Origin of the sequence: Winogradskya consettensis (genome assembly GCF_018332715.1) — a bacterium.
Classification (GTDB): domain Bacteria; phylum Actinomycetota; class Actinomycetes; order Mycobacteriales; family Micromonosporaceae; genus Actinoplanes; species Actinoplanes consettensis.
Genome location: NZ_BOQP01000052.1, coordinates 167902 through 192360, shown reverse-complemented (window position 1 = coordinate 192360; position 24459 = coordinate 167902). Strand labels below are relative to the sequence as shown.

18 protein-coding genes and 1 pseudogene are annotated in these 24459 nt (G+C 68.1%); 11 read left to right on the top strand and 8 right to left on the bottom strand.

What is annotated here, in order from left to right; genetic code table 11:
- Positions 1-945: 945 nt before the first annotated feature.
- Entirely contained in the window at positions 946-2601 is a 1656-nt protein-coding gene (locus Aco04nite_RS41960) for a C40 family peptidase (RefSeq protein WP_213002739.1), read from the bottom strand.
- Between the two features lie 244 nt (positions 2602-2845).
- Between Aco04nite_RS41960 and mqnE the strand changes: the two genes are divergently transcribed.
- From mqnE to Aco04nite_RS41935, 5 genes and pseudogenes are all read left to right on the top strand, one after another.
- A complete protein-coding gene (mqnE, locus tag Aco04nite_RS41955; RefSeq protein ID WP_203836816.1) occupies positions 2846-4015 on the top strand; it encodes an aminofutalosine synthase MqnE in 1170 nt (389 codons plus the stop codon).
- Between the two features lie 228 nt (positions 4016-4243).
- The gene (locus Aco04nite_RS41950; RefSeq protein ID WP_244876686.1) at positions 4244-4621 is read left to right on the top strand and encodes a hypothetical protein; all 378 of its coding nucleotides are present in this window, start codon (positions 4244-4246) and stop codon (positions 4619-4621) included.
- 12 nt (positions 4622-4633) lie between these two features.
- A complete protein-coding gene (locus tag Aco04nite_RS49335; protein ID WP_244876685.1) occupies positions 4634-5041 on the top strand; it encodes a DUF4229 domain-containing protein in 408 nt (135 codons plus the stop codon).
- A 249-nt stretch (positions 5042-5290) separates the two neighbouring features.
- Positions 5291-6580 (top strand): annotated as a pseudogene (locus tag Aco04nite_RS41940) (M14 family metallopeptidase); the annotation flags it as partial.
- Between the two features lie 63 nt (positions 6581-6643).
- Positions 6644-7210, top strand: a complete 567-nt coding sequence (locus Aco04nite_RS41935) for a TetR/AcrR family transcriptional regulator (protein WP_213002736.1) — start codon at positions 6644-6646, stop codon at positions 7208-7210.
- A 5-nt stretch (positions 7211-7215) separates the two neighbouring features.
- Here the strand turns inward: Aco04nite_RS41935 and Aco04nite_RS41930 are convergent, their stop codons facing one another.
- Positions 7216-7965: a VOC family protein gene (locus Aco04nite_RS41930; protein ID WP_213002735.1), complete on the bottom strand. Its 750-nt coding sequence runs from the start codon at positions 7963-7965 to the stop codon at positions 7216-7218.
- Positions 7966-8114: 149 nt separating this feature from the next.
- On the opposite strand from Aco04nite_RS41930, the gene Aco04nite_RS41925 reads away from it, so the two are divergent.
- The gene (locus Aco04nite_RS41925; protein ID WP_244876684.1) at positions 8115-8537 is read left to right on the top strand and encodes a GNAT family N-acetyltransferase; all 423 of its coding nucleotides are present in this window, start codon (positions 8115-8117) and stop codon (positions 8535-8537) included.
- On the opposite strand, the gene Aco04nite_RS41920 is transcribed toward Aco04nite_RS41925, so the two are convergent.
- Positions 8538-10556: a HelD family protein gene (locus Aco04nite_RS41920; RefSeq protein ID WP_213002733.1), complete on the bottom strand. Its 2019-nt coding sequence runs from the start codon at positions 10554-10556 to the stop codon at positions 8538-8540.
- A 497-nt stretch (positions 10557-11053) separates the two neighbouring features.
- On the opposite strand from Aco04nite_RS41920, the gene Aco04nite_RS41915 reads away from it, so the two are divergent.
- From Aco04nite_RS41915 to Aco04nite_RS41895, 5 genes are all read left to right on the top strand, one after another.
- The gene (locus tag Aco04nite_RS41915; protein WP_213002732.1) at positions 11054-11374 is read left to right on the top strand and encodes a helix-turn-helix domain-containing protein; all 321 of its coding nucleotides are present in this window, start codon (positions 11054-11056) and stop codon (positions 11372-11374) included.
- A gap of 41 nt (positions 11375-11415) precedes the next feature.
- Entirely contained in the window at positions 11416-12003 is a 588-nt protein-coding gene (locus tag Aco04nite_RS41910; protein WP_213002731.1) for an ArsR/SmtB family transcription factor, read from the top strand.
- A 46-nt stretch (positions 12004-12049) separates the two neighbouring features.
- Positions 12050-13327 (top strand): MFS transporter, encoded by a 1278-nt coding sequence (locus tag Aco04nite_RS41905; RefSeq protein WP_213002730.1) that lies wholly within the window; start codon positions 12050-12052, stop codon positions 13325-13327.
- Positions 13324-14175: a menaquinone biosynthetic enzyme MqnA/MqnD family protein gene (locus tag Aco04nite_RS41900; protein ID WP_213002729.1), complete on the top strand. Its 852-nt coding sequence runs from the start codon at positions 13324-13326 to the stop codon at positions 14173-14175. The genes Aco04nite_RS41905 and Aco04nite_RS41900 overlap by 4 nt, the downstream gene beginning before the upstream one ends.
- Positions 14176-14252: 77 nt before the next feature.
- Positions 14253-15737: a COG1361 family protein gene (locus Aco04nite_RS41895; RefSeq protein WP_213002728.1), complete on the top strand. Its 1485-nt coding sequence runs from the start codon at positions 14253-14255 to the stop codon at positions 15735-15737.
- A 114-nt stretch (positions 15738-15851) separates the two neighbouring features.
- On the opposite strand, the gene Aco04nite_RS41890 is transcribed toward Aco04nite_RS41895, so the two are convergent.
- The 5 genes from Aco04nite_RS41890 to Aco04nite_RS41870 all read right to left on the bottom strand — a co-directional run bounded on the left by Aco04nite_RS41890 (position 15852) and on the right by Aco04nite_RS41870 (position 24376).
- On the bottom strand, positions 15852-16646 hold the full coding sequence (locus Aco04nite_RS41890) for an inositol monophosphatase family protein (protein WP_213002727.1): 795 nt from the start codon (positions 16644-16646) through the stop codon (positions 15852-15854).
- 2 nt (positions 16647-16648) lie between these two features.
- A complete protein-coding gene (locus Aco04nite_RS41885; RefSeq protein WP_213002726.1) occupies positions 16649-17605 on the bottom strand; it encodes an aldo/keto reductase in 957 nt (318 codons plus the stop codon).
- Between the two features lie 1000 nt (positions 17606-18605).
- On the bottom strand, positions 18606-20210 hold the full coding sequence (locus Aco04nite_RS41880; RefSeq protein WP_213002725.1) for a beta-1,3-glucanase family protein: 1605 nt from the start codon (positions 20208-20210) through the stop codon (positions 18606-18608).
- 167 nt (positions 20211-20377) lie between these two features.
- Complete coding sequence (locus Aco04nite_RS41875) at positions 20378-21271, bottom strand: SWIM zinc finger family protein (RefSeq protein ID WP_213002724.1); 894 nt, start codon at positions 21269-21271, stop codon at positions 20378-20380.
- Positions 21272-21373: 102 nt separating this feature from the next.
- Complete coding sequence (locus Aco04nite_RS41870; protein WP_213002723.1) at positions 21374-24376, bottom strand: DEAD/DEAH box helicase; 3003 nt, start codon at positions 24374-24376, stop codon at positions 21374-21376.
- Positions 24377-24459: the final 83 nt, after the last annotated feature.

The following is a 24459-nucleotide window of genomic DNA, read 5'->3' as shown; positions in this document are numbered from 1 at the left end:
CGACGCGGTCGCACCCGGGACCGGTTCGGCGGGCGATGGTGAGACTGGGGCGCCCGGGGCCGAAGCGGAGAGGGACAGGGCGGAAGAGGCCGACGCCGGAAGCGAGGGAGCAGACTTCGGAGCGGCGGGTGGCTTGGACATGCCCGCGAGGCTCGTCGGCCGCGAAGAACCACTGGATGCGCGCGGCGGGCTCGTCGGCGCATTCACGCGAGCCGACCCTGAGACAGGCGCGGAACTCGAAACACCAGCCGACCCGGAGACAGGCACGGAGCTGCCAACACTGGCTGACCCAGAGACGGGGGCCGCGCTGCCAACGGTGGCTGATCCTGAGGTGGGCGCCGCGCTGCCAACGGTGGCTGATCCTGAGGTGGGCGCCGCGCTGCCGACAGTCGCTGACCCTGAGGCGGGGGCGGGGCTGGCGATAGCGGCTGATCCGGGGGTGGGGGCCGAGTTGGCAACACTGGCTGACCCTGAGACCGGGGCCGAGCTGCTGGCAGGTGTCGGGCCCGAGGCGGGGGGTGGGCTGGGCACGCGGGCGGAGCCTGACACCGGGGCCGAGCTGGGCGCTGCGTTGTAGGCGGTGCTCGCGGCGGGGGTGGGGCTGGTGGTGCTGGGTGTGGCTGGGGTGCCCCAGAGCGCTCCGGGGGCAGGGGGTGGCGGGAATTCGTACCCCTGATCGGATTGCGGCCGGGAGCCGGACGGTCCTGCAGCGGGTGACTTTGTGCCGTCGCTGTCCGGATTCGTCTGCTGCTCGTCCATGGGTCCTCCCGATCGCCGCCACGTGGCGCGCCGACGTCATATATCGGACGCCGGGCAAGCTGGATGCCGGGCGCTCGTCACTACCGTGCCACATGAGCGCTCGTGTGCGCATCCGGCGTCAACCGGTCCATGCCTGAAGATCAGGTGTCTATTTGCTGCCTGACCAGCGGCAGTGTGGTCGGCCGATCAGCTCGATTGTTTTGCCTGCGCCGATTCGATGGCTGAGGCGGACGGCGATGTGTCCTTCGACTCGGAGGTCTCCGCCGATGGTGACTTGGTGGATTCGGAGCTGGCGGCCGGCGATGTGGTCTCCGACTTCTCCGGCGACGGCGCGGTGGTGGTCGGCGGTGTTGTCGTCGGGGGCGGCGTCGTTGTCGGCGGCGTCGTCGATGGTGTCGTTGACGGTGTCGTTGACGGCGGCGTGGTCGACGGTGACGTTGACGGGGTGGTCGGGGGCTTGCTGGTCTTGGTCGGCGTGGGCGACGTGCTCGGCTTCGTCGGGGTGGTCGACGGCGGCTTCGTCGGCGAGGTGGTCGGTGCGGGGGTGCCGGGCTTCGTCGGCGTGTGGTCGCTCGGGGTTTCCGGGTCGGCCGGGCCGAGGTCCGGGCCCTCGACCGCGCCGTCGACCGAGCCGTAGATGCGGGTCGCCGCGAAGAGCCGGGTCCAACGCACGGGGGTCAGGCGCACGTCCAGGCCGGTGCGCGGCGCTTCGACCATCATGCCGTCGCCGGCGTACATGGCGACGTGGTGAATTTCTGTCCAGCTGTTGGACGAGCTGAAGAAGAGCAGGTCGCCGGGGAGCAGCGAGTAGCGGTCCACGGTCTTGTCGTTGGTCTGGTTGTACTGGTCGCGGGAGACCCGGACCAGCGGGAAGTTGCCCGCCTCGGCCGAGCGGTAGGCGTAATACATCAGCCCGGAGCAGTCGAACTGGTTCGGGCCTTCCTCCGACCAGACGTACGGGTCGCCGCGCTGCGCCAGCGCGATCTTGAGCGCCGCGAGCGCGCGGGGGTCTGCGCCGCGGCCCTTGTCCTCGCCGGCGAGGTAGTCGGCGCCGACCGCGGCGTCCTGGGCTGCCTCGGCGGCGTCGGCCGCGTTGATCTCGGTGGCGTTGTCCTGCTCGAGCTTCTGCTGGGCGGCGCTCTTCTGCGTGAGCGTGGTCTGCTTCGCCGACTGGTCGGCGGTGACCTGGGTCTGCCGTGCGAGGAGCGCCTGCTGCTCGAGCAGCGCGTTCTCATGCGCCGACTTGACGATGTCCAGCTGCCGGGCGGCGGCCTGCTGGCTCGCCGAGTCGCCGCGCTGGATGCGGGCGAGGGAGTCGAGGTCCTGCAACCCGGAGCCGAGTGCACCGGGCGGGAGCGCTGCTGCGTCGCGCACAGAAGTGGCTGCTGCGGCCCGGACCTCTGCCTCGGCCTGTGCCATGGCCGTCTGGGTGTCGGTGACCTTGGTGGTGGCCGTGGTGAGCTGCTGCGTGACGAGGGTGAGGTCTTCCTGGAGCTTGGCGAGCTCCTCGCCCATCCGGGCGATCTCCGTGCGACCGGCCTCGATCTTCTTCAGCGTGGGGCTCGTCACCAGGCCGGTTGAGATCGGGGTGGTCGTCGACGGGGTGGTGCTGCTGGTCTGCTCGCCGGGCATCGTGATGGTGCCGCCGGCGGCGAACGGGTTGGTGCCGGTGTCGGGGACAGCGCCGGGGATGGCCGGTGGTGTGGTCGGGGCAGCGAGTGCGGGCACGGGGTTGAACAGCGCAGCGATGGCCGCAGCGGTAGCCGCGGACAGCGCCAGGGGCCGCCACCAGGGGCGCACGCGAGTCGCGATGCCGCGTCGGCCCAGCCACTTGATCGCCATGAGCTCCCTGCCCGAAAACCGGCAGCCGACCGGCACGGTCGGCCACATAAAGGTCTTACCCCAACACCTGTACCGCTGTCGATTGATTCAACATGAAAGGACCCTGAGAATCCTGCCCTACTTACGTGACCTGCGCCGCCCATCGAGCTCCGGGACCATGTTTCTGTCGGAGGTAGGACGTAGGCTCGATCCACCGGTTCCACCGCGATCGTGGATCGGACCGTGAGCGTGAGAAGGGGACCGGATGGACGTCGGATTGAAGCGCGAGCTCGAGGCCAAGGTCTATGCCGGCGAGCGGCTGACCCGCGAGGACGGCATCGCCCTCTACGACTCCGACGATCTCGCCTGGCTGGGGCGCCTCGCGCACCACAAGCGCACCGAGATGAACGGCGACCGGGTGATGTTCAACGTCAACCGGCACCTCAACCTGACCAACGTCTGCTCCGCCAGCTGCGCATACTGCTCTTTCCAGCGCAAGCCGGGCGAGAAGGACGCGTACACGATGCGCATCGACGAGGCCGTCCGCAAGGCCAAGGAGATGGAGGACGAGCAGCTCACCGAGCTGCACATCGTCAACGGCCTGCACCCGACGCTGCCCTGGCGCTACTACCCCAAGGTGCTGCGCGAGCTGAAGGCGGCGCTGCCGAACGTCAAGCTCAAGTGCTTCACCGCGACCGAGGTGCAGTGGTTCGAGAAGATCAGCGGCCTGGGGGCCAGCGAGATCCTCGACGAGCTGATGGACGCGGGCATGGAGTCGCTGACCGGTGGCGGGGCGGAGATCTTCGACTGGGAGGTCCGTCAGCACATCGTCGACCACAACACCCACTGGGAAGACTGGTCGCGGATCCACCGGCTCGCCCACGAGAAGGGCATGAAGACCCCCTCGACGATGCTCTACGGCCACATCGAGGAGCCGCGCCACCGGGTCGACCACGTTATGCGCCTGCGCGAGCTGCAGGACGAGACGGGCGGCTTCGCGGTCTTCATCCCGCTGCGCTACCAGCACGACTTCGTCGACTCAGCGGACGGCAAGATCCGTAACCGGATCCAGGCGCAGACGACGATGGCGGCCCCGGCCGAGTCGCTGAAGACGTTCGCGGTCTCCCGGCTGATGTTCGACAACGTCCCGCACGTCAAATGCTTCTGGGTCATGCACGGCCTGTCCGTCGCCCAGCTCTCGCTCAACTTCGGCGTCGACGACCTGGACGGCTCGGTCGTGGAATACAAGATCACCCACGACGCCGACTCGTACGGCACCCCCAACACGATGCACCGCAGCGACCTGCTCGACCTGATCTGGGACGCCGGCTACCAGCCGGTGGAGCGCAACACCCGCTACGAAATCGTCAGGGAGTACGACAAGCCGATCTCCCTCGCCGAGCGCCGTAGCGAACCCCAGCAGGTCTGGGCCTGACGCGGGGTAACACTGGCGCTGCCACTCGTGAGGTGGCGGCGCCAGGGGCCTTGCGTCCCCATGGACTCCGGGCCGTCGGGCGTGGGGCAAGGTCGGTCGGGCGTGGGGCAGGGGCCGTCGGGCGTGGGGCAGGGGCTGACGGGGCTGGTGGGGGGGGCGGCGTACCCTTTGGGGGTCATGGCCGAGACTGAGAGTGCGCGTCGACCGCGCCGGGATGCGGATGGTCGGTTGGCGACCGTTCAGGACCTGCTCGGGGTGGCGCTGGCCGGGCTGGTGTCGGGTCTGGTCATTCTGCTGATCTTCGAGGGCGCGATGTCGCTGGTGCGGGCGTCCGAGTTCGGGGATGCCAGCGGGTGGATCGCGATTGTGCTGCCCGTCTGGCTGTTCACCGAGGAGTTCCGGGCGGCGGGGTTCGGGGCTTACCGGATCATTGTCGCGGTGCTCGCGGCCGGGTTCGGGGTTGCGGTCGGGATGACGCTGGCCGGGCTCACGGCGCCGATTTTTCCCAACCTTGTCAGCGGTGGCGTCGGGGCGCTCGGGCTGACGGTTGTCTACTGCGTGGTCTGGTTCTACGGCCTGCGGTGGTTGAGCCACCGCGTGGGCTGACAGGAGTTGGTGATGAGTCCCGCCGTCAAGTACACGCTCGGCCGTCTCGGACTGTTCGTCGTGGTGTTCGGGTTGCTCACGCCGGTGCCGCTGAATTTCCTGGTCAAGGCGATGATCGCGCTGCTCGCGTCGGCGGCTTTCTCGTACTTCCTGCTCGCCAAGTGGCGCAACGAGATGGCCGAGCAGCTCGGCACGGTCGCGGAGCGGCGCACGGCGGAGAAGGACCGTTTGCGAGCCGCGCTCGCCGGTGATGAAGCCGCCGCAGCCGCAGGCGACCGCGCTGCCGAGCCAGCACCAACGGCCGACAAAACCGACAAACTCAAAGCCACGCCGGCCGACAGAGTCGAAGCCGCTCCAGTCGACGTTCTCGAAGACGCGCCGGCCAGCAAGAATGAAGCCACGCCCGGTAGCAAAAGCTGAGCAGCTGACGCCGAGCCCCACAGCTTGAGCGGCTGACGGCCACGCCCGGCAGTAAAAGCTGACCGGCCGACGCCGAATCGCGCAACCCGAGCCGCGCAACCCGAGTCGCACAAGCTGAGCCGCACAAGCTGAGCTGGGCTGTGGGGGCATCACGCCGGGGTACGGGGCAGATTGGCATATTGGCAGACGTCGATGCGTGATGGTGTGGTGACGGGGATGGAACTCCTCTGACACCCCCGGAGGTCGTTCGTGAGACGACGACGCGTCACCGGTCTGGTTGCCGCCGCTACAGCCGGTCTGGCCCTGATCGCAGCATCCACCACCGAGCCTGCGGTGGCCCAGCCAACCCCGGGCGCGAACGCTACGGCGGGCAGCTCGGCCGCGTACGAAATCTATGATGTCCGGACGCTCGACCAGCGCAACCTGATCGCCGGCACCGGTGTTTCGATCGACGGTATCGAACACGCCGTGGTCGAAGTGACCGCCACGCTCAGTGAGGTCCGGACGTTGCGGGCGCTCGGCTTCACCGTGCAGAAGGTGGATGACGTTTCCATCCTGGACTTCCCGAGCCGGGATGCGGCCTACCACAACTACGCGGAGATGATCGCCGACGTCAACTCGGTGGTGGCGCAGTATCCGAGTATTGCCAGCAAGCGGGTGCTGGGTAAAACGTACGAGGGCCGGGACATCGTGGCCGTGAAGATCTCGGACAACGTCGGGACGGATGAGAGCGAGCCCGAGGTCCTCTACGACGCGAATCATCATGCGCGTGAGCATTTGACGGTGGAGATGGCCCTCTACCTGCTGAAGCTCTACACGGGCAGCTATGCGAGCGACAGCCGGGTCAAGAGCGTCGTTGACAGTCGCGAGATCTGGATCATTCCGTCGGTCAACCCGGACGGTGCGGAGTACGACATCGCGACGGGCAGTTACCGGTCGTGGCGGAAGAATCGGCAGCCCAACAGCGGTTCGTCGTACGTGGGGACGGACCTGAACCGCAACTACGGCTACAACTGGGGCTGCTGCGGTGGTTCCTCGGGCAGCACCTCGTCGGAGACCTACCGCGGCACGGCTGCGTTCTCCGCCCCGGAGACCAAGGTGGTGCGCGACTTCGTGCTCAGTCGGGTCGTCGGCGGTGTCCAGCAGATCAAGGCGGCGATGGACTTCCACACGTACTCAGAGCTGGTCCTGTGGCCTTTTGGGTATACCAATTCCCCCACCGGGACCGGCATGACGGCCGATCAGAACAACACGTTCGCGACGCTGGGCCGGCAGATGGCGGCGACGAACAACTACACCCCGGAGCAGTCCAGCGCTCTCTACATCACCGACGGTGACCTGCTCGACTATCTCTGGGGTACGCACAAGATCTTCGCCTACACCTTCGAGATGTACCCGACCAGTTCCTCGGGCGGCGGCTTCTACCCGCCGGGCAGTGTGATCACCCGCGAGACGACCCGCAACAAGGAAGCCGCGCTGCTGTTGGCAGAGACGGCCGACTGCCCGTACAAGGTGATCGGAAAGCAGTCCCAGTACTGCTGACAGGTTGCACGCGGATGGCTACCTGTCGTAGCTTCAAGGCTATGACAGGTAGTCACCTCCGTGCCTAAGGCCGGCCTGAACCGCGACGCCGTGGTGGATCTGGCGCTCGCCCTGGTCGACGAGAAAGGGCTCGACGCGCTGAGCCTGGCAGCGGTCGCGGAGCGCGCGGGAGTCGCCTCTCCGTCGCTGTACAAGCACGTGGGCAGCCTCGCGGTGCTGCGCGACCTGATGTCGACGCGGATCATGCGCAAGATGACGCACACCGCGAGCGCCGCAGCCCTCGGTCTCAGCCGGGACGACGCCGTCGCAGCCCTGATGCGTGAATACCGCGCCTTCGTCCTGGCACACCCCGGCTGGTACGCGCTCCTGCCCCTGGACCCGCTGCACACTCCCGCAGAATCGTCGGAAGTGGCCGAGGCGGCCATGGAATTCCTGCAGGTCTTCATCTCCGTACTGCGCGGCTACGGACTCGACGAGTCCCAGGCCGTCCATGCGATGCGGCGGCTCAGGGCCGCGGTGCACGGCTTCGCTGCGCTGCAATCGGGCGGCGGCTTCGGGATGGCCGAGAACATCGACGTCAGCTACGACCAGCTGATCGACATGGTCACGGCGAGCCTGCCGAGATAGGGGCGTCAGCCCGCCTGGAGGATCGAGAACATGCCGCCCTGCGGGTCCTGAATCATCGAGTAGCGCCCGATGGGCAGGTCCACGGGTGGCGTGACGAGACGTCCGCCCAGCGACTGGGCGTAGCCCGCCGAGTCGTCGCAGTCGATGACCGCGAACGAGATCATCCAGTGTGGCGGAAGGTCGTGCGGCCACGCGTGGTCCATCGGCTGCAGGCCCGCGATCGTCTGGCCGCGGTGCTCCCACACGATGTAGTCGCCGGCGTTGCTCTCGCGGGCGACCCAGCCGAAGACCTCGCCGTAGAACGCGGCCGAGCCCTCCACGTCCCGGGTGATCAGCTCGTTCCAGGTCAGCGCGCCCGGGAGGTCGAAGACGTCGGCGCCCTTCATGGTGCCGGACTGCCACACGCTGAACGGTGCCCCGGACTGGTCGAGGAACGCCGCCATCCTGCCCTGGTACATCACGTCGAACGGTGGCACCAGGACCTTGCCGCCGGCCGCCTCGACCCGCAGCGCGACCGAGTCGGCGTCGTCCGTGGCTATGTACGTGCTCCACGCCGTCTGCTGTCCCTCACCGAACAGCGGCCCGGCTCCCGCGGTGGCCCGTCCGTCAAGGTAGAACGTGGTGTAGCCGCCGTACTCCTCGCCGGAGATCTCGGCCTCCCAGCCGAAGAGCTGCGTGTAGAACCGGATCGCGTCGCCGAGGTCGGAGGTGCCCAGATCAACCCAGTTCGGGACCCCGGGCATCGGTTGGGTCATAACCTCGCTCCTTCAGGCATACGGGGCTCCTCCCGGCATGCGGGGGTGAACGGGTAGATCGTCGCACCACGATGCGAGCCCGAGGGCGGCTCAGTCGGAAGTTAAACCGAACCGCCGATCTGTACACCCCAAGCCTAAGATCATTCCCTGTGCGGGATCTGAAGCTACGACCAGCCGAAATGGGCGAGTTGCCCGCCGTCCTGACGTTCTGGCGGGAGGCTGCCGAGAACGACAGCCGCCCGCCCGACACCCCCGCGGCGCTTGCGGCAATCCACCAGCGTGACCCGGAGGCGTTGATCCTTGCCGTCGAAGATCACACCATCGTCGGGACGGTCATCGCGGGCTGGGACGGCTGGCGCTGTCACCTCTACCGGCTCGCCGTGGACCCGTCGCGTCGCAGGGCGGGCATCGGCCGCGCGCTCATCGCCGCGGCCGAGCAGCGGTTCCGTGATCTGGGTGGCAGCCGCGCCGACGCCATGGTCCTCGACGACAACGCGGCCGCCCACGGCATCTGGGCCGCCAACGGTTACCACCAGCAACCGGAATGGTCCCGCTGGGTGAAGAAGCTCTAATTAGAGGGGCGACGGCAGGGGCTCGGCGTGGACCACGGAGAGCCCCGACACCGCACGGGTCAGGACCACGTAGAGCCGGTGCAGCCCGCGTGGCTCGGCCGCCACGATCTCGGCCGGTTCCACGACGACGACGTGGTCGTACTCGAGGCCCTTCACGATCGTGGCGGGCACCACGGTGACGCGCGCCTCGGAGTCGACGTCCTCGGGGGTCGCGGCCTCCAGCCCGGCGGCTCGCAGATGCGCACGCACCCGCTCCACCGAGGCGTCGGCGGCGATGACGGCGACGGATCCCTCGTGTTCCAGCGCCGCGGTCACCTCCACCAGCATCGCGGCGTCAACCTCGGCTGCGTCGTGCACGGCCACCATCGCCAGGTCACCGTCGCGACGCAGGGAGACAGCCTCGGGTACGTCAACCCCGAGCGCCGGCAACAACTTGTTCGCCAACGCCACCACGACATCCGGCACCCGGAAACCGACCGTCAACGGCACCACCGCAGCCCCCGCCTTGCCCAGGTGCTCCAACGTGTCCTGCCATCGCGCGGCAGCCCACGGCGCGGTCCCCTGCGCGAGATCCCCGAGCAGCGTGATCGAACCGTGCTCGCTGCGCCGGGCGATCGCTCTGGCCTGCATCGGGGACAGGTCCTGCGCCTCGTCGACGACCACGTGCCCGAAGCTCGATTCCCGCTCCAGCAGCCCGGCCGCCTCATCCAGCAACAACAGGTCGGCGGCGCTGAACCGGGCCGACTTCGCGGTTTTCGGCACCTTCGCCCACACCAGCGTGGCCTGCTCCTCGGCGGTCAGGATGCCCTCGGCGGAGGCAGCCAGCAGGTCGGCGTCGGTGAGCAGGTCGACCACCAGCGCCTCGGGGGTCACCGCGGGCCAGGCGGCGTCGAGGAATTCGCGTACGGCCGCGATCTTCGCCATTTTCTTCAGCCACGTCTCGTTCGGCGAGTTACCGGTGCGGTACTCCGACTGCCGCTGCAGCAGGGCGACCACGCGCGCCCGCACCCGATCCCGGCCCACCGCATACGGCAGGTCCTCCCGGCGCGCCTCGTCGACGATCCGGCGCAGCGGCTCGGTGTCGATGCGCCAGCGGTAGGAGCCGTCCGACACCATGATCGGCACGGTCGGCTCGGCCAGCCGCCCCCACAGGGCCCGATGCAACACCGCGGCCATCCGGGGATCGTGCTTCAGCAGGACGGCTGCCTCACTGTCCAACCCCTTGACGGGTACGCGCGAAATCAGCCCGTCCACCGTGGACTGCTTGACTTCCACCTCGCCAAGGGCAGGAAGAACCGCCGAAATGTACGAGAGGAACGCGGTGTTCGGCCCGATGATGAGGACTCCTGTGCGACGGAGTCGTTCGCGGTGGGCGTACAGAAGGAATGCGGCCCTGTGCAGACCCACCGCGGTCTTGCCGGTCCCGGGCGCGCCCTGCACACAGATGGACGTCTCCAGATCGGCCCGGACCAGCTCGTCCTGCTCGGGCTGGATCGTCGCCACGATGTCCCGCATCGGCCCGACCCTGGGCCGCTCGATCTCCGCCGTCAGAATGCGGCTGCTCGTGCCGAGCTCCTCACCGCGGTCCAGATGCTCGTCCTCGAAACTGGTCAGCTCGCCCTTCACGAAGCCGAACCGGCGCCGGACCGCGACACCCTGCGGATCCTTCACACTGGCCTGGTAGAACGACTGCGACAGCGGCGCCCGCCAGTCGAGAACCATCGGCTCCCCGGCATCGTCGGTCACATGCCGGCGCCCGATGTGGTACACCGTCTCGGCAACATCGAGCTTGCCGAAGAACAACGGCGTCGTCGGATCATCGGCCAGATCCGCCACCCGCCGCATCAGAGCCCGCCCCAGCGTCTCCGCGGCGAACGGGTCCCCGGCTACATCGGAGGCGGAGGAGAACAGTGACTCGGCACGCCCGCGCATGCGCCCCAACGCGGCACGGGAGTCGACGAGATGACGGCGTTCGGCGGCTAAATCATCATCGAGATCGGTATGGGCAGGCAGCGTCATCCGAGGAACCTTTCGGCATCGGTATCTGATGGTTCAGCTGACCTGGGCCGCCCGGCGCTCCGTCAAGGTGCGGTGTCGGCAGTGCCCGGTTACGAGAAAGCGCGCGTTCCCCGCGGGCGAGCCCACCAGCGTACGCCGCCTCTACCCACCCCAGCGACCCGTTTACCATACTTGCTCCACGACAACCCCCTGTGTTAAGAATATTCTTAAGTGAGGGGAGGGTGCCCGCGTGGGAGTGGGAGATCGTGTTGACGTCGCAGGTGGAGCGCTTTCTCGATGAGCTCTATGAGGCGGACAGGAAGAGTCATCAGTTGGTCAATCAAGCGATTCTCGTACTGGAACAGAACGGCCCAGGTGAAGGTCGGCCGCTGGTCGACACCGTTGGCGGGGGATAAATCCGGCCAGTGGAAACGGTGGTACCGGGAGGCTGTTCCTGAGGCGGAGCGGCTCTACAGCACATACTTGGCAGAGCGCGAATCACTGGACGGACGTCAGCGATGAGTGGTGTCAAGCGGTGGCGGGATACGGATCATCTTGCTCGTGCCGTGGAGACGGCAGGCGGGCCGGCGGGGTTCGAGGCCGGTGTGGGCAAAATGCTGGATGAGGCCCGTGGGTGGCGCCTCGGGGAGTTGCGTAAGCGGCGGGAGATGACGCAGGAACAGGTGGCCTCGCGGATGGGGATCTCGGTCGCCAGGGTTTCTCAGATCGAGTCCGGTGATGTTTCGACCCAGGAGGTTCTCAGTCGGTACATCTCCGCGCTCGGCGGGACGCTGATGCTCATCGCCGATTTCGGCGATGAGCAGCTCAAAGTGGCGTAGCCCCGGGTCGGTGCCGGGGCGGAGCGGGGGATCATTCTGAGATGGCTGAGCAGCAGCGGACTTCGCGCATCACCGATCCGAAGGTTATGCGGGCGCTGGCGCATCCGGCGCGGATCTCGATTTTGGAGTATCTGACGAGTACGGGTGATGTGGTGACCGCTACGCAGTGTGCGGATCTGGTGGGGTTGTCACCTAGTGCGACTAGTTATCACCTTCGGGAGTTGGCGAAGGTGGGGCTGGTGGAGCAGGCGCCGAGCCGGGGGGACGGGCGGGAGCGGGTCTGGCGGAGCAATGCCCGCGGGGTGTCCATCGATGCCGATTTCGATGAGCCCGAGAGCGTGGCCGCCGAGCGGGCGCTGGTTGACGTGTGGGTGGCGCGCAGTGCTGCGAAGTTGCAGGAGTGGTGGGAGCGGCAGGGTGAGGAGCCGCGGGAGTGGCGGGAGGCTGCTCAGCTCAACCTGCCCACGCTGTTGGTGACCCTAGAGGAGTTGACGGCTATCAACGCGCAGGTCAAGGCGTTGATCGAGCCTTATCTGCGGCGGGAGCGCAATGCCGACCCGCCGCCGGGAGCCCGGGTGGTGGCTCTGCAATATGCGGCGTTCCCGACGGATGAGGCGCCGAAGGAGTAGCCGCGGGCCTCTTGCGTACGCAGATGTGAAGGAATAACTTCGAAGTATGTCCTTCACATCTGAGCCTTCGCGATGGGGTGATGTCTACGTCGCGGCTGCCGCGCGGGGGATCACGGTCTGTGGTGACTTCCTCGCGGCGACCGCTCTGGCGCTCGCGCTGCAGCAGGCCGGTGCCGGCGGGCTCGTCGTCTCCGGGCTCATGCTGGCGGCGATCGCGCCGATTGCGTTGCTCGCGCCGGTCGCGGGGCGGATCGCCGATCGGGTTGACAGCCGTACCGTGCTGATCGTCGCAGGGGTGGCTCAGGCGGCGGTCTGCACCGTGCTCGCCTTTGTCGGGACGCCGATCCTCATCATCGCGCTGGTGGCGCTGCTCTCCTGCGGGCTCGCGGTCACGCAGCCGACCCTCGCGGCGTTGCTGCCCGCGATGGTGCGGCGCGAGGATGTCGGGCGGGCCGGGGGTATCAACCAGACCGCGTTCAGCCTCGGGGTGCTGATCGCGCCGGCGCTTGCCGGGGTGCTCGTGGGCAGGTTCGGGGTGCGGGTTCCGCTGCTCATCGATGCGGCTAGTTATCTGTCGTTGGTGGCGGCCGGGCTCTTTCTGCGTACCCGGAGAGGGAAGGCGGCACCACGGACCGCAGGCGCGCGATGGCGCTTGCGTGACGACCGGCTCGTCGCGGTCATGACTCTCGCCGTGGCCGCGACCGTTGCGGGGGTCGGTGCGATCAACGTGATCGAGGTCTTCTTCATCCGGGAGACCCTGCACGCCTCCACGACGACGTTCGGTCTGATCAGTGGCTCCTGGGCGGCGGGTGTCGTGGTGGGGAGCCTGGTGTTCGGGCGGCTCACCAAGCGCGGCGACGTGCGGATGGCGCTCGTCCTCATGGGTGGGTGCTGTCTTGCGGTGGTGGCCGCGGCCGGCGTACCCAACGCTTGGTTGATGGTGCCGTTGTGGCTGGTGGGAGGCGCCTTCAACGGCGGGCTCAATGTCTGCACGGCTGTCGTCGTGGCCGAGCGGATCCCGGAAGCGGTCCGTGGGCGAGCGTGGGCGACGATCAGTTCGGCAACCCAGACGGGCGGAATGATTGGATTTGTCGTGGGTGGGCCGCTGTTGGAGCTGTTCGCGCCGCGGCCGCTGGTGGCCGCCGCGGGCTTAGCCGGATTGGCCGCCGTCATTGCTTGCGTAGTGCCGGTTCGCCGGGCCGAAGCTATGTCGGCTCGCCGGGCCGGAGCGGCGTCGGTTGGCCGGGCCGAACGTGAGATACCTCGCTTGCGACCGATGGAGCAAGGTGTCTCGCAACCGGCCGGGGATAGCGTCGGGTCATGAGCGACGCAGTACAACGACCGCGGGTCGGGCACATCCAGTTCCTCAACTGTCTTCCGATCTACTGGGGCCTCATGCGCTCGGGTGCGCTGCTCGACGTCGATCTCTACAAGGACACCCCGGACCGGCTGAACGCGCTGCTGGTCGCCGGTGACCTCGACATCGGGCCGATCTCCCTGGTCGAATACCTGCGGCACGCCGACGAGCTGCTGCTCCTGCCCGATCTCGCGGTCGGCAGCGATGGCAAGGTGCTCTCGGTCAACATCGTCTCGACCCGCCCGCTGAACGAGCTCGACGGCCGGCCGGTCGCTCTGGGCGCCACGTCGCGCACCGGCGTGCTGCTGGCCCAGATGCTGCTCAGCGAGCGGTTCAAGGCCGAGCCGGAGTATTTCCGCTGCCCGCCGGACCTCAACCAGATGCTGCTCGAGGCCGACGCCGCCGTGCTGATCGGCGACGTGGCCCTGCGCGCCCTCTACGAAGCGCCGGGAATGGGGCTGGAGGTCACCGACCTCGCCGAGGCTTGGCGTGAGTGGACCGGCCTGCCGATGGTCTTCGCGGTCTGGGCCGTGCGCAAGGACTTCGCCGCGGCCAACCCCGGCGTGGTCAAGGACGTGCACGAGGCCTTCCAGCGTTCCCGCGACCTCTGCCTCGACGAGCTGGACAACGTCGCCGAGGCGGCCGCCCGCTGGGAGCCCTTCGACGCCGAGACCCTCGCCACCTACTTCCGCGCCCTCGACTTCTCGCTGGGCGAGCGGCAGATCGCCGGCCTGCGAGAATTCGCCCGCCGCGCCGCGGAACGGGGCGAAGCGCCTGCTCTCCCCGACGACGGCCCGCTTTTCGCCCAGGTATAGGACCGGAACGGGGTAGCGCCGATACGGACCCGTCCCCTACTCTCTGCGGACCTCTCACCTGATCGAAACCGGTGATCATGCGTCTGCACAGCTTGTTGGGTCGGTTCGCGCTGCCCCTCGTCCTCGTCACCCTGGCGACCGCCGGGGCCGGCCTGCCCGCCTATGCCGACGACCCGATCCCGGCGGACCCGGGCGGCATGTTCCTCAACGTCCCCGAGCGGGTCGTCGCGGTCGACGGCAAGTCGAAGACGATCGAGGCCGACCTCGTCTACATCGGTGAGGAGAAGGCGAAGGGCGTCACCGTGTCCTTCGCCGACCCGGTCCCGGCGAGCATCGGCCTCAGCACCCCGAAGGACTGCACCGACAACGTCTGCCCGGTCGGTGACCTCGACGCGAACGGCACCGCGGTGAAGTTCAGCTTCACCGTCAGCCCGACCGCCGCCCTGCCGAAACTCGGCGAGACGCTGACAATCGTGGCGAAGGACTCGACCGGCACGCTGGCTGCGGCCGCCAAGGTGCAGATCATCTCGACCCGCACCGGCATCGACCTCGAGCTGAGCCCGATCAAGGACATGAAGCTGGCGCCCGGCAAGAGCGCCGATATCCCGATCGTGATCCGCAACACCGGCAACAAGACCGCGGAAGGCGTCGGCGTGGTCCTGGTCGGCGCCGACTTCATCTCGTTCCCGGCGAAGTACACCAACTGCGAGCAGGTCGACGAGCTCGAAGGCACGGTCTGCCTCTTCGACCAGCCCATCGAGGGTGACCAGATCTTCACGCTGTCCGACAGGACACCGATGAAGGTCAAGGTCGCCGCCGACGCCCCCGGCCCGGGCCTCTACGCCGTGGGAGCCTTCGCCCTCGCCCTGAACGACCTCGACGAGCTGGGTCTCGACTCGGCGGCCAAGGCAGCGGAAGCCACCTCGGCCGGCACCAAGCTCGAGCTCGAGCCGCTCGCCCAGGCCCGCGCCCTGGCCGACAACGACGACATCGACGAGAACGAGCTGAACGAGTGGGACAACGCCACCTCGTTCCTCATCACCGTCGGCAAGAACCCGGCGGACAGCGTCGCCCTCGGCGCAACCTTCACCGGCGGCATCGGCGACGAGCGCACGATCAAGGTCGGCATCCGCAACGACGGCCCGGCCGCGACCGCGAGCATCATGCAGGGCTGGCTGTCCACCGCCGAGATCAAACTCCCCGCCGGCATCGACCCGACCGAGACCGACCCCAGCTGCGAGAAGACGGCCGACCACGTCTACCTCTGCCTCGTCTTCGAAAGCCTCCACAAGGGCGAGCAGCAGTTCTTCAGCTTCTCCGGCACGGTCGAAGGCACCAGCAAGCCGGGCTCCATCACCATCGAACCCGGCCCGCAGGACACCAAGGCCTCCAACAACACCGCGGCCATCGAGGTCGAGCTCTCCACCGGCGGCGAGGGCGGCGGCCTTCCCGTCACCGGCGCCCCGACCGGCTTCGTCGTAGGCGGCGGTGCGGCACTGCTCCTCGCAGGTGGGGTGCTGTTCTACGTCGCCCGCCGCCGGCGAATCGTGACGGTGGCCTGAGCAAAATCAAAATGCAGATGTCGTAGCTCGGTGGGGGGTGCAGATCGTCGCTCCCGCCGAGGCCGGGCCCGGAGATCCAAGGAGCCAGCGCTCCAGAACGGATCCCCGGGCCCTTCATTCTGCGGGAGTGGTGAGAATCAAAAGCGCCGCATGCGTGTCAGCATCGGCAGCCACCAACAAGCCACCGCGAGAGCTGGCGTGGAACGGTTCGCCGAGAATGTCGGTGACGACGCAGCCGGCCGCTTCGCACAGCGCGATGCCCGCGGCGAAATGCACGCTGTCGCGTAGATGGCCGTCGGTCACGTAAGCGGCTCGCCGGCCCGCCGCGACCCACGCCACCGCCAGCGTCGACGAGACCACCCGGGGCCGGAACCGGTCCACGAAACGGCGATCGGCGAGCAACGAAACGGCGCGGAACGCGGGATCGTTCGGGAACGGCGGGTCCAGATTGACGTCCACGAGATTCGAGGCCGGGGACGGCGTGAGGGGCTCGTCGCGGTCGTCACGGCGTACCCAGGCATGGGTCTGATCGGACCAGAAGATCTCGGAGCTGAACGGATCGGCGCAGGCCGCCACCGTGGTCCGCCCACCCACCCGCAGCGCGACATTGACCCCGACCAGCATCGTCCGCGCGGCGTAATTCAGCGTTCCGCACAACGGATCGACAAGCCATTCTCGGCCATTCCCGTGATCGCCGCCCTGCCGTCCGCCCTCCTCACCGACAACACCATCGGACGGCCGCGCAGCCCGAATCATGTCGACGATGACCCGCTCGGCCTCCAGGTCAGCGGCAGTCGCAAAATCCCCCGCAGCCTTCGAGACCCGGCCCATCTCCGTGCCGTACCGAGCCCGCACAACCGCTGCCCCCGCAGCCGCCGCCGCAACAACAAGCTCCTGATCCGAGCCCAACGCTATGCGTCCAGAACCCGGGACAGCTCCGCGAGATCATCCGCGGTCAACTGCCAGGCACCCGCGGCGGCATTCTGCTGCACCTGCGAAGCCGAAGTCGCCCCCGCGATGACACTGCTGACGGCAGGCTGAGCGGCAAGCCCCGCAATGGCCACATCCAGCAGGGAATGGCCCCGCTCCCGCCCGAACTCGGTGAGCGCCTCAATCCTGTCCCAGTCAGCACCATCCCACCAACGCTGATGCCGCTCGGTCGCCAGCCGCGTCCCCGCAGCCGGCTTCTGCCCCCGCCGGTACTTACCGCTCAACAGTCCACTATCGAGCGGGAAGAACGGCAGAAGCCCCAACCCGAACCGCTCGCAAGCAGGCGCGACCTCATCCTCCACCTGCCGGTTCAACAAGCTGTACTGATTCTGCGCACTCACAAACGGAGTCCGCCCATCAGCCCGCGCCGTCCAGTCAGCATCAGCGATCTGCCACCCGGCAAAATTCGAATTCCCCAGATACCGAACCTTCCCGGCCCGCACCAGATCATCGAGCGCCGCCAGCGTCTCATCGATCGGAGTCGCCTCATCCGGCTGATGCATCTGGTACAAATCGATGTAATCCGTCTCCAACCGCCGCAACGAAGCCTCCACCGCCCGTACGATGTAACTCCGAGCCCCCCGAGCCCCCCGGTCCGCGCCGTTCATACCCCCCATGTCCATCCCGAACTTCGTCGCCAGCACCACCTGGTCCCGGCGCCCCTTCAACGCCTGCCCCAACAGCTCTTCCGAAGCGCCGTGCGGGGTGCCGTAGATGTCAGCTGTGTCGAACAGCGTGATTCCCGCGTCCAGTGCCGCGTCTACTACTTCCTGGGTGCCGTCCAGGTCCAGCTTGCGGCCGAAGTTGTTGCAGCCTAGGCCGATTGTGCTGACTACCAGGCCGGATGCGCCTAGGCGGCGGTGGGTCATTTCGCTCATGTCTTCGAGCCTATGACGTGGTGCTGGAGGGTGGGATTGTTGCGGTGGACGGGTGGGGGCCTGGGTGGCCAAGACAGGCTTTAAGGGCGTTTTTATGCCTGTCTTGGCCACCCAGGCCCCCACCCTTGCCGCTACGCCTCTCGCTCGCAGATATTGGTCACCGAGCTCTGGATGCATGGCTTGGCCTCCGCGTCCACCTCGTGCTTTGTGGTCTGGCTGCCGCGCTTTGGTCGGCCTAGCCTTGGTGGCTGCCAGCGGGCCGAGCTGGGTGGTGGGTCTCGCGACGTACCTCGCCGGTCGCGCAGTCCGCAAACCGCTCCGCCGCCGCCCATCATGGTTCTGCGCTCTCCGTTGACAGCCTCGCGCGTGCCCACCGTGGTCCTGTGCTCTCCGTTGACAGCCTCGCGCGTGGACGCCGTGGTTCTGGGTTCTTTGGTGGCGGCTTTGTGTGGGCTCGTTGTGGGTTTGGGGTTCTTTGTCGATCAGGTATGGGGTTTGGGTTGGCGGTCAATTTTGAGGTGGGGCTTGTGTTTGGGTGTGGGGGAGGGCCGGGGGTACTGGGCGGTGAGGCTTTGGGGTGGGCGCGTCATTGCCGTGGAGGGCGTGGGGTGGTCCACGGCGAGTTGGTCGCGTGATTTCGAAGGCATGGGCACGAGCAACCCACAGTGAGTTGTCCCGGGGTTTGGTCAATGGCGCGTGCGGGGCAGTGGCGGGTGCGCCGAATGCTTTACCTGAAGCGGCGAGGTGCGTCGCAAGACCCACCACTCAGCCGGGCCTGCTGCCAGGCCTGCAGTGACGCCAACCCCAGCGCGGCAGCCAGACCAAGAAGCAGAAGGTGAACGCAGAGCCCAGCCGTGCACCCAGCGCCCAGTAACCAACGTCAAAGCAGAAATGGCTCGCATGCAAGGGTGAGGGCCGGGGTTCCCAAGACAGGCATAAAAACGCCCTTGAAGCCTGTCTTGGGGACCCCGGCCCTCACCCGTCCACCAGCGAGAAACAATCAGCCTTTATGCCACTTCTGATTAGCAGTCCCAGCACAGTCCCACAACTGCAACCGAGCCCCATCAGCAGCATTCCAGTCCTTGACATCGATGCACTTGTTAGCAGCGACATTGACCAGATCCCCCGCCGAGGACAGAACGAACTGCTGAGCCCCGGTGCCATTGCAGCTGTAGAGCTGAATAGCCGCCCCATTGGCAACCGACCCCGCAGCAACATCCATGCACTTGCCCCCGGCCTGAACAGTCCCGCCGGTGAAGTTCCAGCCCTGGGCGGCAGACCCGTTGCAGGTCCACATCTGCAGGGGTGCGCTGTCGACGAAGCTGCCGTTGGGGACGTCGACGCATTTGCCGTTCCAGTCGTTGATGACCGGGACGCCGCCGCTGCTGGGGGGCGGGGTGGTGCCGCCGCCGGCGCCGAAGGGGGTGAGGGTGATGGCGGCGGAGCGGGGGTCGCCGTCGTGGACGAGGGATTCGAAGTTGCCGACGTCGTCGAAGGCGAAAGCGTAGGCCTTACCGTCGACCATGTTCTGGTGGATGATTTTGCCGTACTGGTTCGCGGGGTTGTTCTGGTAGAACTGCGCCGCGTTGGTGGACGGCTGGGTGTCGATCGTGCCGAGGGTGCCGCGGTTGAGGGCGGCGCAGAGGGTTCGGGCGATCGGGCCGACGACGAGGTCGTTCGGGGCGAACAGGTCGCCGTCGCAGCCCCATACCGAGGATGAGGACGGCTTGTTGAACGAGGTGACCGTCTGGCCGGAGGTGTTGGTGAAGGTCATGACGTTGCCGGACGTACGCCCGAAGTATTTGGTGTTGGGCTGGTCGCCGAACGGCACCACCGTGAGAGTTTTACTGGTGTAGGCGTTCCATGCCGAAGTGATGTACGAGTCGTAATAAGTGGTGCTGAACTGGCCCGCACCGGCTGCTTTTCCGGGTGCGAGGGCGCGCAGGACGGTGCCGTCGGCGCGGGTGTAGACGGTGTTCGCCCAGCCGGATTGGGCCTTGATCGCGTTGAAGACCTTGTTGCGGCCGTCGCTGACCAGTTCGCCCTCGCGGGAGGTGGCGCCGTTTGCGCCGGTCACGGAGACGGCGTGGGGGACGGAGAGCATGTCGACCTGGGTGCTGTTGAGCCAGAGGCCGCCGTCGTTGTAGGTGAACTCGCTCCAGTCGAACAGGATGTCGTGGTTGGCGTCTCCCGATGACCAGGGTGCCGGTTGCACGAATCCGTCCGGGGTGAGGAACAGCTTCAGTTTGGTGCCGAAGGAGAAGTAGAGCCGGCCGGAGAATCCGCGCGGGAACTGCACCGTGGTCGATCCGCCGTTTCCGGGGCCGCCGATTGCCACGTCCGGTGCCGGGGAGGGTGGGATCTGCCCGGCGGGCCATGCCGTGAACGTGCCGCCCTGGTTGACGTATCCGAGGCGGCCGGTGCTGAGGTTGGTGCCGATGACGTAGAGGTAGGTCGCTTCGCCGCGGCCGGTGTTGTTGGTGACGGTAACCGGCAGGAGGGCGGGGCCGATTGCCTGGGCGGGGGATGAGAGGGCGGTGACGGCCGCTGGGACGGTCATCGCGAGGGCGGCGACGGCCTGCAAGAGCCTTCTTTTTGTACGCACGGAGACTCCTCGGGGATGAGGGTGCGCGCAAGGGGGAGAGCGCTCTCACAGGATCGAACTGTTAAGACTCCGTGTCAATAGACAAGAACTGATGTCTAGGCAGTTGGCGAAGCGCGACCGGGTCCGAGAGACCGGGCGAGGCGGGGTCGGGCGAGGCGAGACCCGAGTCAGCCGGGGTCGGGCGAGGCGAGACCGGGGTCAGGCGGGGTCGGTGCAGTGGGGTCGGGTGCGGTGGAATCGGCGGCGGCCAGGTCGCGGTATGCGGGGCGCAGGACATCGACCAGGGGAATCGCGCGTACCCGGATCGGCGGTGCGTCGAGAACCCGCAGCAACAGCTCCGGGGGCGTGGTGGTCCGGGATGGGCGTTCACGCAGGCGGCCCAGTGACAACGCCGGAGAGTAGAAGTCGCCGAGGCGCGATTCGAGGGGCTCGTCGTCGACCGCGAGCGGGTCGACCTCGTCCTCCGGTTCGGGCAGGCCGCGCAGTGCGGTCAGGACGCCGTCGCGGTCGCGGCCCCGCCAGGCCAGGACCAGGAACGGATCGTCGTCGAACGCCTCGGCCAGCACGTAGAGCACCGCCGACGCATGCTTGCACGGCACGCCCCAGTCCGGGCAGTTGCAGTGCATGCCGAGGTCGGGCGGGAACAGCGGCATGCCGTGGGCGTCGAACACGTCGACGATCTCGTGGGGCATGTCGCCGGCCAGCAACGCCGCGCGGTACAACGCCTGGGCGCCGAGGGCTTCGAGGAGCTGGGCCCACTGCTCGTCGTCGAAGGCGGGGATCGTGATGGTGACCTCGTACGGGTCCGGCCGCGAGCCCTGAACCCGCCCGAACACCCGGCCCGGGGTCAGCTCGAAGTCGATGACCTGTCCCTTGCGCGCGTACGCCCGGCCGCGCCCGAGTCGTCCCGGCTGGCAGATGCTCTCGAGCAGGTCGACGAAGCGCCGCGACCACCACTGGGAGCCGATCTTGCCGCGCTGGGCCCGCACGGCGATGCCACCGTCGATGCGGATCGGGCCGCTACCGCCCTCGAACCAGCGTCCGCCCGGGTCGACCGGCATGTCAGCACACCGCCGCGGTGTGGAGGGAGGCCGGCATCAGCGGACCGTAGCGGTGGAGGGAGGCCGGCATCAGCGCACCGTAGCGGTGGAGGGAGGCCGGCATCAGCGCACCGCCGCCGTGTCGAGGGAGAACAGTTCGCGCAGCTGGTCGGTGTTCAGCTCGGAGACCCAGTCCTCGCCCGTGCCGACGACGGAGGAGGCGAGCGCCTTCTTCCGTTCGATCATGGCGTCGATCTTCTCCTCCAGGGTGCCGGTGCAGATGAACTTGCGGACCTGGACGTTGCGCGACTGCCCGATCCGGAACGCACGGTCGGTGGCCTGATCCTCGACGGCGGGGTTCCACCAGCGGTCGTAGTGGATGACGTGGTTGGCGGCGGTGAGGTTGAGGCCCGTGCCCGCGGCTTTCAGCGACAGCAGGAACAGCATCGGCTCGGGATCGTTCTGGAACCGGTCCACCAGCTCGTCGCGCTTGGCCTTGGAGAGCCCGCCGTGCAGCCACAGCACCGGCCGGTCGAGCTGCGCGGCGAGGTACGGCTGGAGCATCGTCCCGAACTCCGAATACTGGGTGAAGATCAGCGCCTTGTCGCCGTCCTCGATGATCTCCTGTGCCAGCTCCTCGAGCCGATCGAGCTTGCCCGAGCGCCCCGGCAGCCGGGATCCGTCCTTGAGCAGGTGTGCGGGGTGGTTGCAGACCTGTTTGAGCTTGGTCATCGCGGCGATCACGTTGCCGCGCCGCTGGATCCCCTCGCTGCCCTCGATCACCGAGAGCATGTCCTCGACGACTGCCTGGTAAAGCGTGGCCTGCTCCGCGGTCAGCCGGCACCACGCCTTCATCTCGTTCTTCTCCGGCAGGTCCGAGATGATCGACTTGTCGGTTTTGAGGCGGCGTAGCACGAACGGGCCCGTGGCTCGCTTGAGCGCTGCGGTCGCGTCGGCGTCACCGCGTACCTCGATGGGCTCCTGGAATCTTTTCCGGAACCGTTTCGCGGAGCCGAGCAGGCCGGGGTTGGCGAACTCCATGATGGACCACAGTTCGGCTAGGTGGTTCTCCACGGGCGTACCCGTCAGAGCGAGCCTGGTCCGCGCCGGGATGGACCGGACCGCCTGGGCCTGGCGGGTCCCGCTGTTCTTGATCGCCTGTGCCTCGTCACAGACGATGCGTCCCCATTGGACCTCGCGGAGAGTGCCCAGATCGCGCAGCGCGGTGCCGTAGGTGGTGACGACCACATCGGACTGTTCCAGCAGCTCCCGGAATTCCGCGTCCCGCTTGCGGGTGCCGCCGTGATGCACCTCGACCCGCAGCGAGGGTGCGAAGCGTGCGGCTTCCTTCTGCCAGTTGCTGACCAGCGACATCGGGCAGATGAGCAGCGTGGGGCCCGGCTTACCACCGTTGTCGCGCTCGGTGAGCAGCAGTGACAGGGTCTGCGCGGTTTTGCCGAGGCCCATGTCGTCGGCCAGCACCCCGCCGAGCCCCAGCTGGGTGAGGAAGTGCAGCCAGGACAGACCCCTTTCCTGGTACGGCCGGAGCACCCCCCGAAAGCCGCTGGGCGTGGCCAGGGGCGCCAGCCGTTGCTCAGCGTCACCGGAGAGCAGGTCACCGAGCAGCCCCTCCGCGTCCACCTCGACGAGCGGCAGGTCCTCCTCGCCCCCGTCAACCACCTGCTGCAGCACTTCACCGGCGGTCAGCTCGCCCTCGCGCCGCCGGGACACCGCCTTGAGCGCCGCCGCGAGCTGCCGGTCATCCAGCTCGACCCACTGCCCCCGCACCCGGACCAGCGGCACCTTGAGCCGCGCCAGCTCGGCCAGCTCCTCGGGGGTGACCGTGCTCTCGCCGATCACCAGGTCGATGCGGAACGAGACCAGCTCGTCGAGGCCGAACCCGGAGCTCGCGGCGGCCTTGCCGGACGGCGTGGTGCTCTTGGTCCGGGTGGTCAGCTTCAATCCGACGGCCTTGCGCCCGGCCCAGGTCGGCAGCTGGACCCCGAAGCCCGCGGCCTGCAGCAACGGCGCCGCCTGACGCAGGAATTCGTGCGCCTCGGCGGTGCTCAGCTCCATGGCGCTAGGCTGGGCCTCGAGCAGGGCGGCGTGCATCGCGGGGAAGAGGCGCACGGCGCGGCCGAGCCCGGCCAGCAGCGTCTCGTCGGCGCGAGCGGTGAGCCCGGGCATGCGCTCGCCGGTCCACAGGTCGTCGGCGGGCAGGTAGAGGCTGGGATCCTCGGCGGACTGCAGGGCGAAATCGAGCCCCCACTCGTCCTCGCCCTCCTCCGGCTCGACCAGGCGGAAGCTGACCCGGATCGGCGCGTTCGCCTCGTGCGCGGCCCGCAGCCAGGCTTCGAGCGGCTTGGCCAGCTGGGCGATGTCGGCCGGCCGTGCGCCGGGCAGGGTGGGGTCGGCGGCGGTCAGCGACGAGACCCAGCGGTCGCCGAGATCCGCTTTCGGCCCGGGGCGTACGCCGAGAAGTAGCCGTTCGGGAAGAAGTTGCCGTGCCGCGGAGTCGGTCACGGCGTCGAGCGCCCCGCGCAGGGTCACCGCCGCCGTCCCGCCGGCCGCCCGGCACACCGGGGGCATTGCGACCGCGAAGTCCCGGAACGCGGCGCCGTCCGGCCCGGTCAGCACGGGTCGCCAGCGCCCGGTCGCCACCCCGGCCTCGGTGACGAGCTGGGGCAGCATCCGGCCGCGACGGGCCAGGTCGAAGCCCCACCCGGCGAGCAGCGAGAGGTATCGCAGGGACGCGGCCGGCGTCCAGGGGCCGTCGGGGTCCGCCGGCTCGGCGAGGGCCGCCAGAGCGGACAGGGCCCGGTCGCCCGGGATCAGCAGGACCGGCGTGTCCCAGGAGCCGAGCTTCACGCCCCGCTTCGCGGGCTCGAGGCCGGTTTCGGGAGACGGGAGCGGCCCGGAACCGGTGCCTGGAAGCTGGAGCGTCAGCAGATCGTGACCGGCGTCATGCGGAACGGCGTCGGTGAGTGCCGCTGCCAGCCCGTCCGCCGACACCGCGAAGGGATGCGGGCGCCGCCTCGCCCGCGCGGACGTGCCCCGGGGGAGATCAGGGTCCTCCGCCCAGAGGACAAGCTGCCCCGCCGTCCACCCACCCTGCACGACCAGCACTGCGACTCCGATCCCGTCCGCCCCGTCGAGATTAACGACCCGGTGCGGCTACGGCGGTCAGTGACCCTCGCCGCTGACTCGGG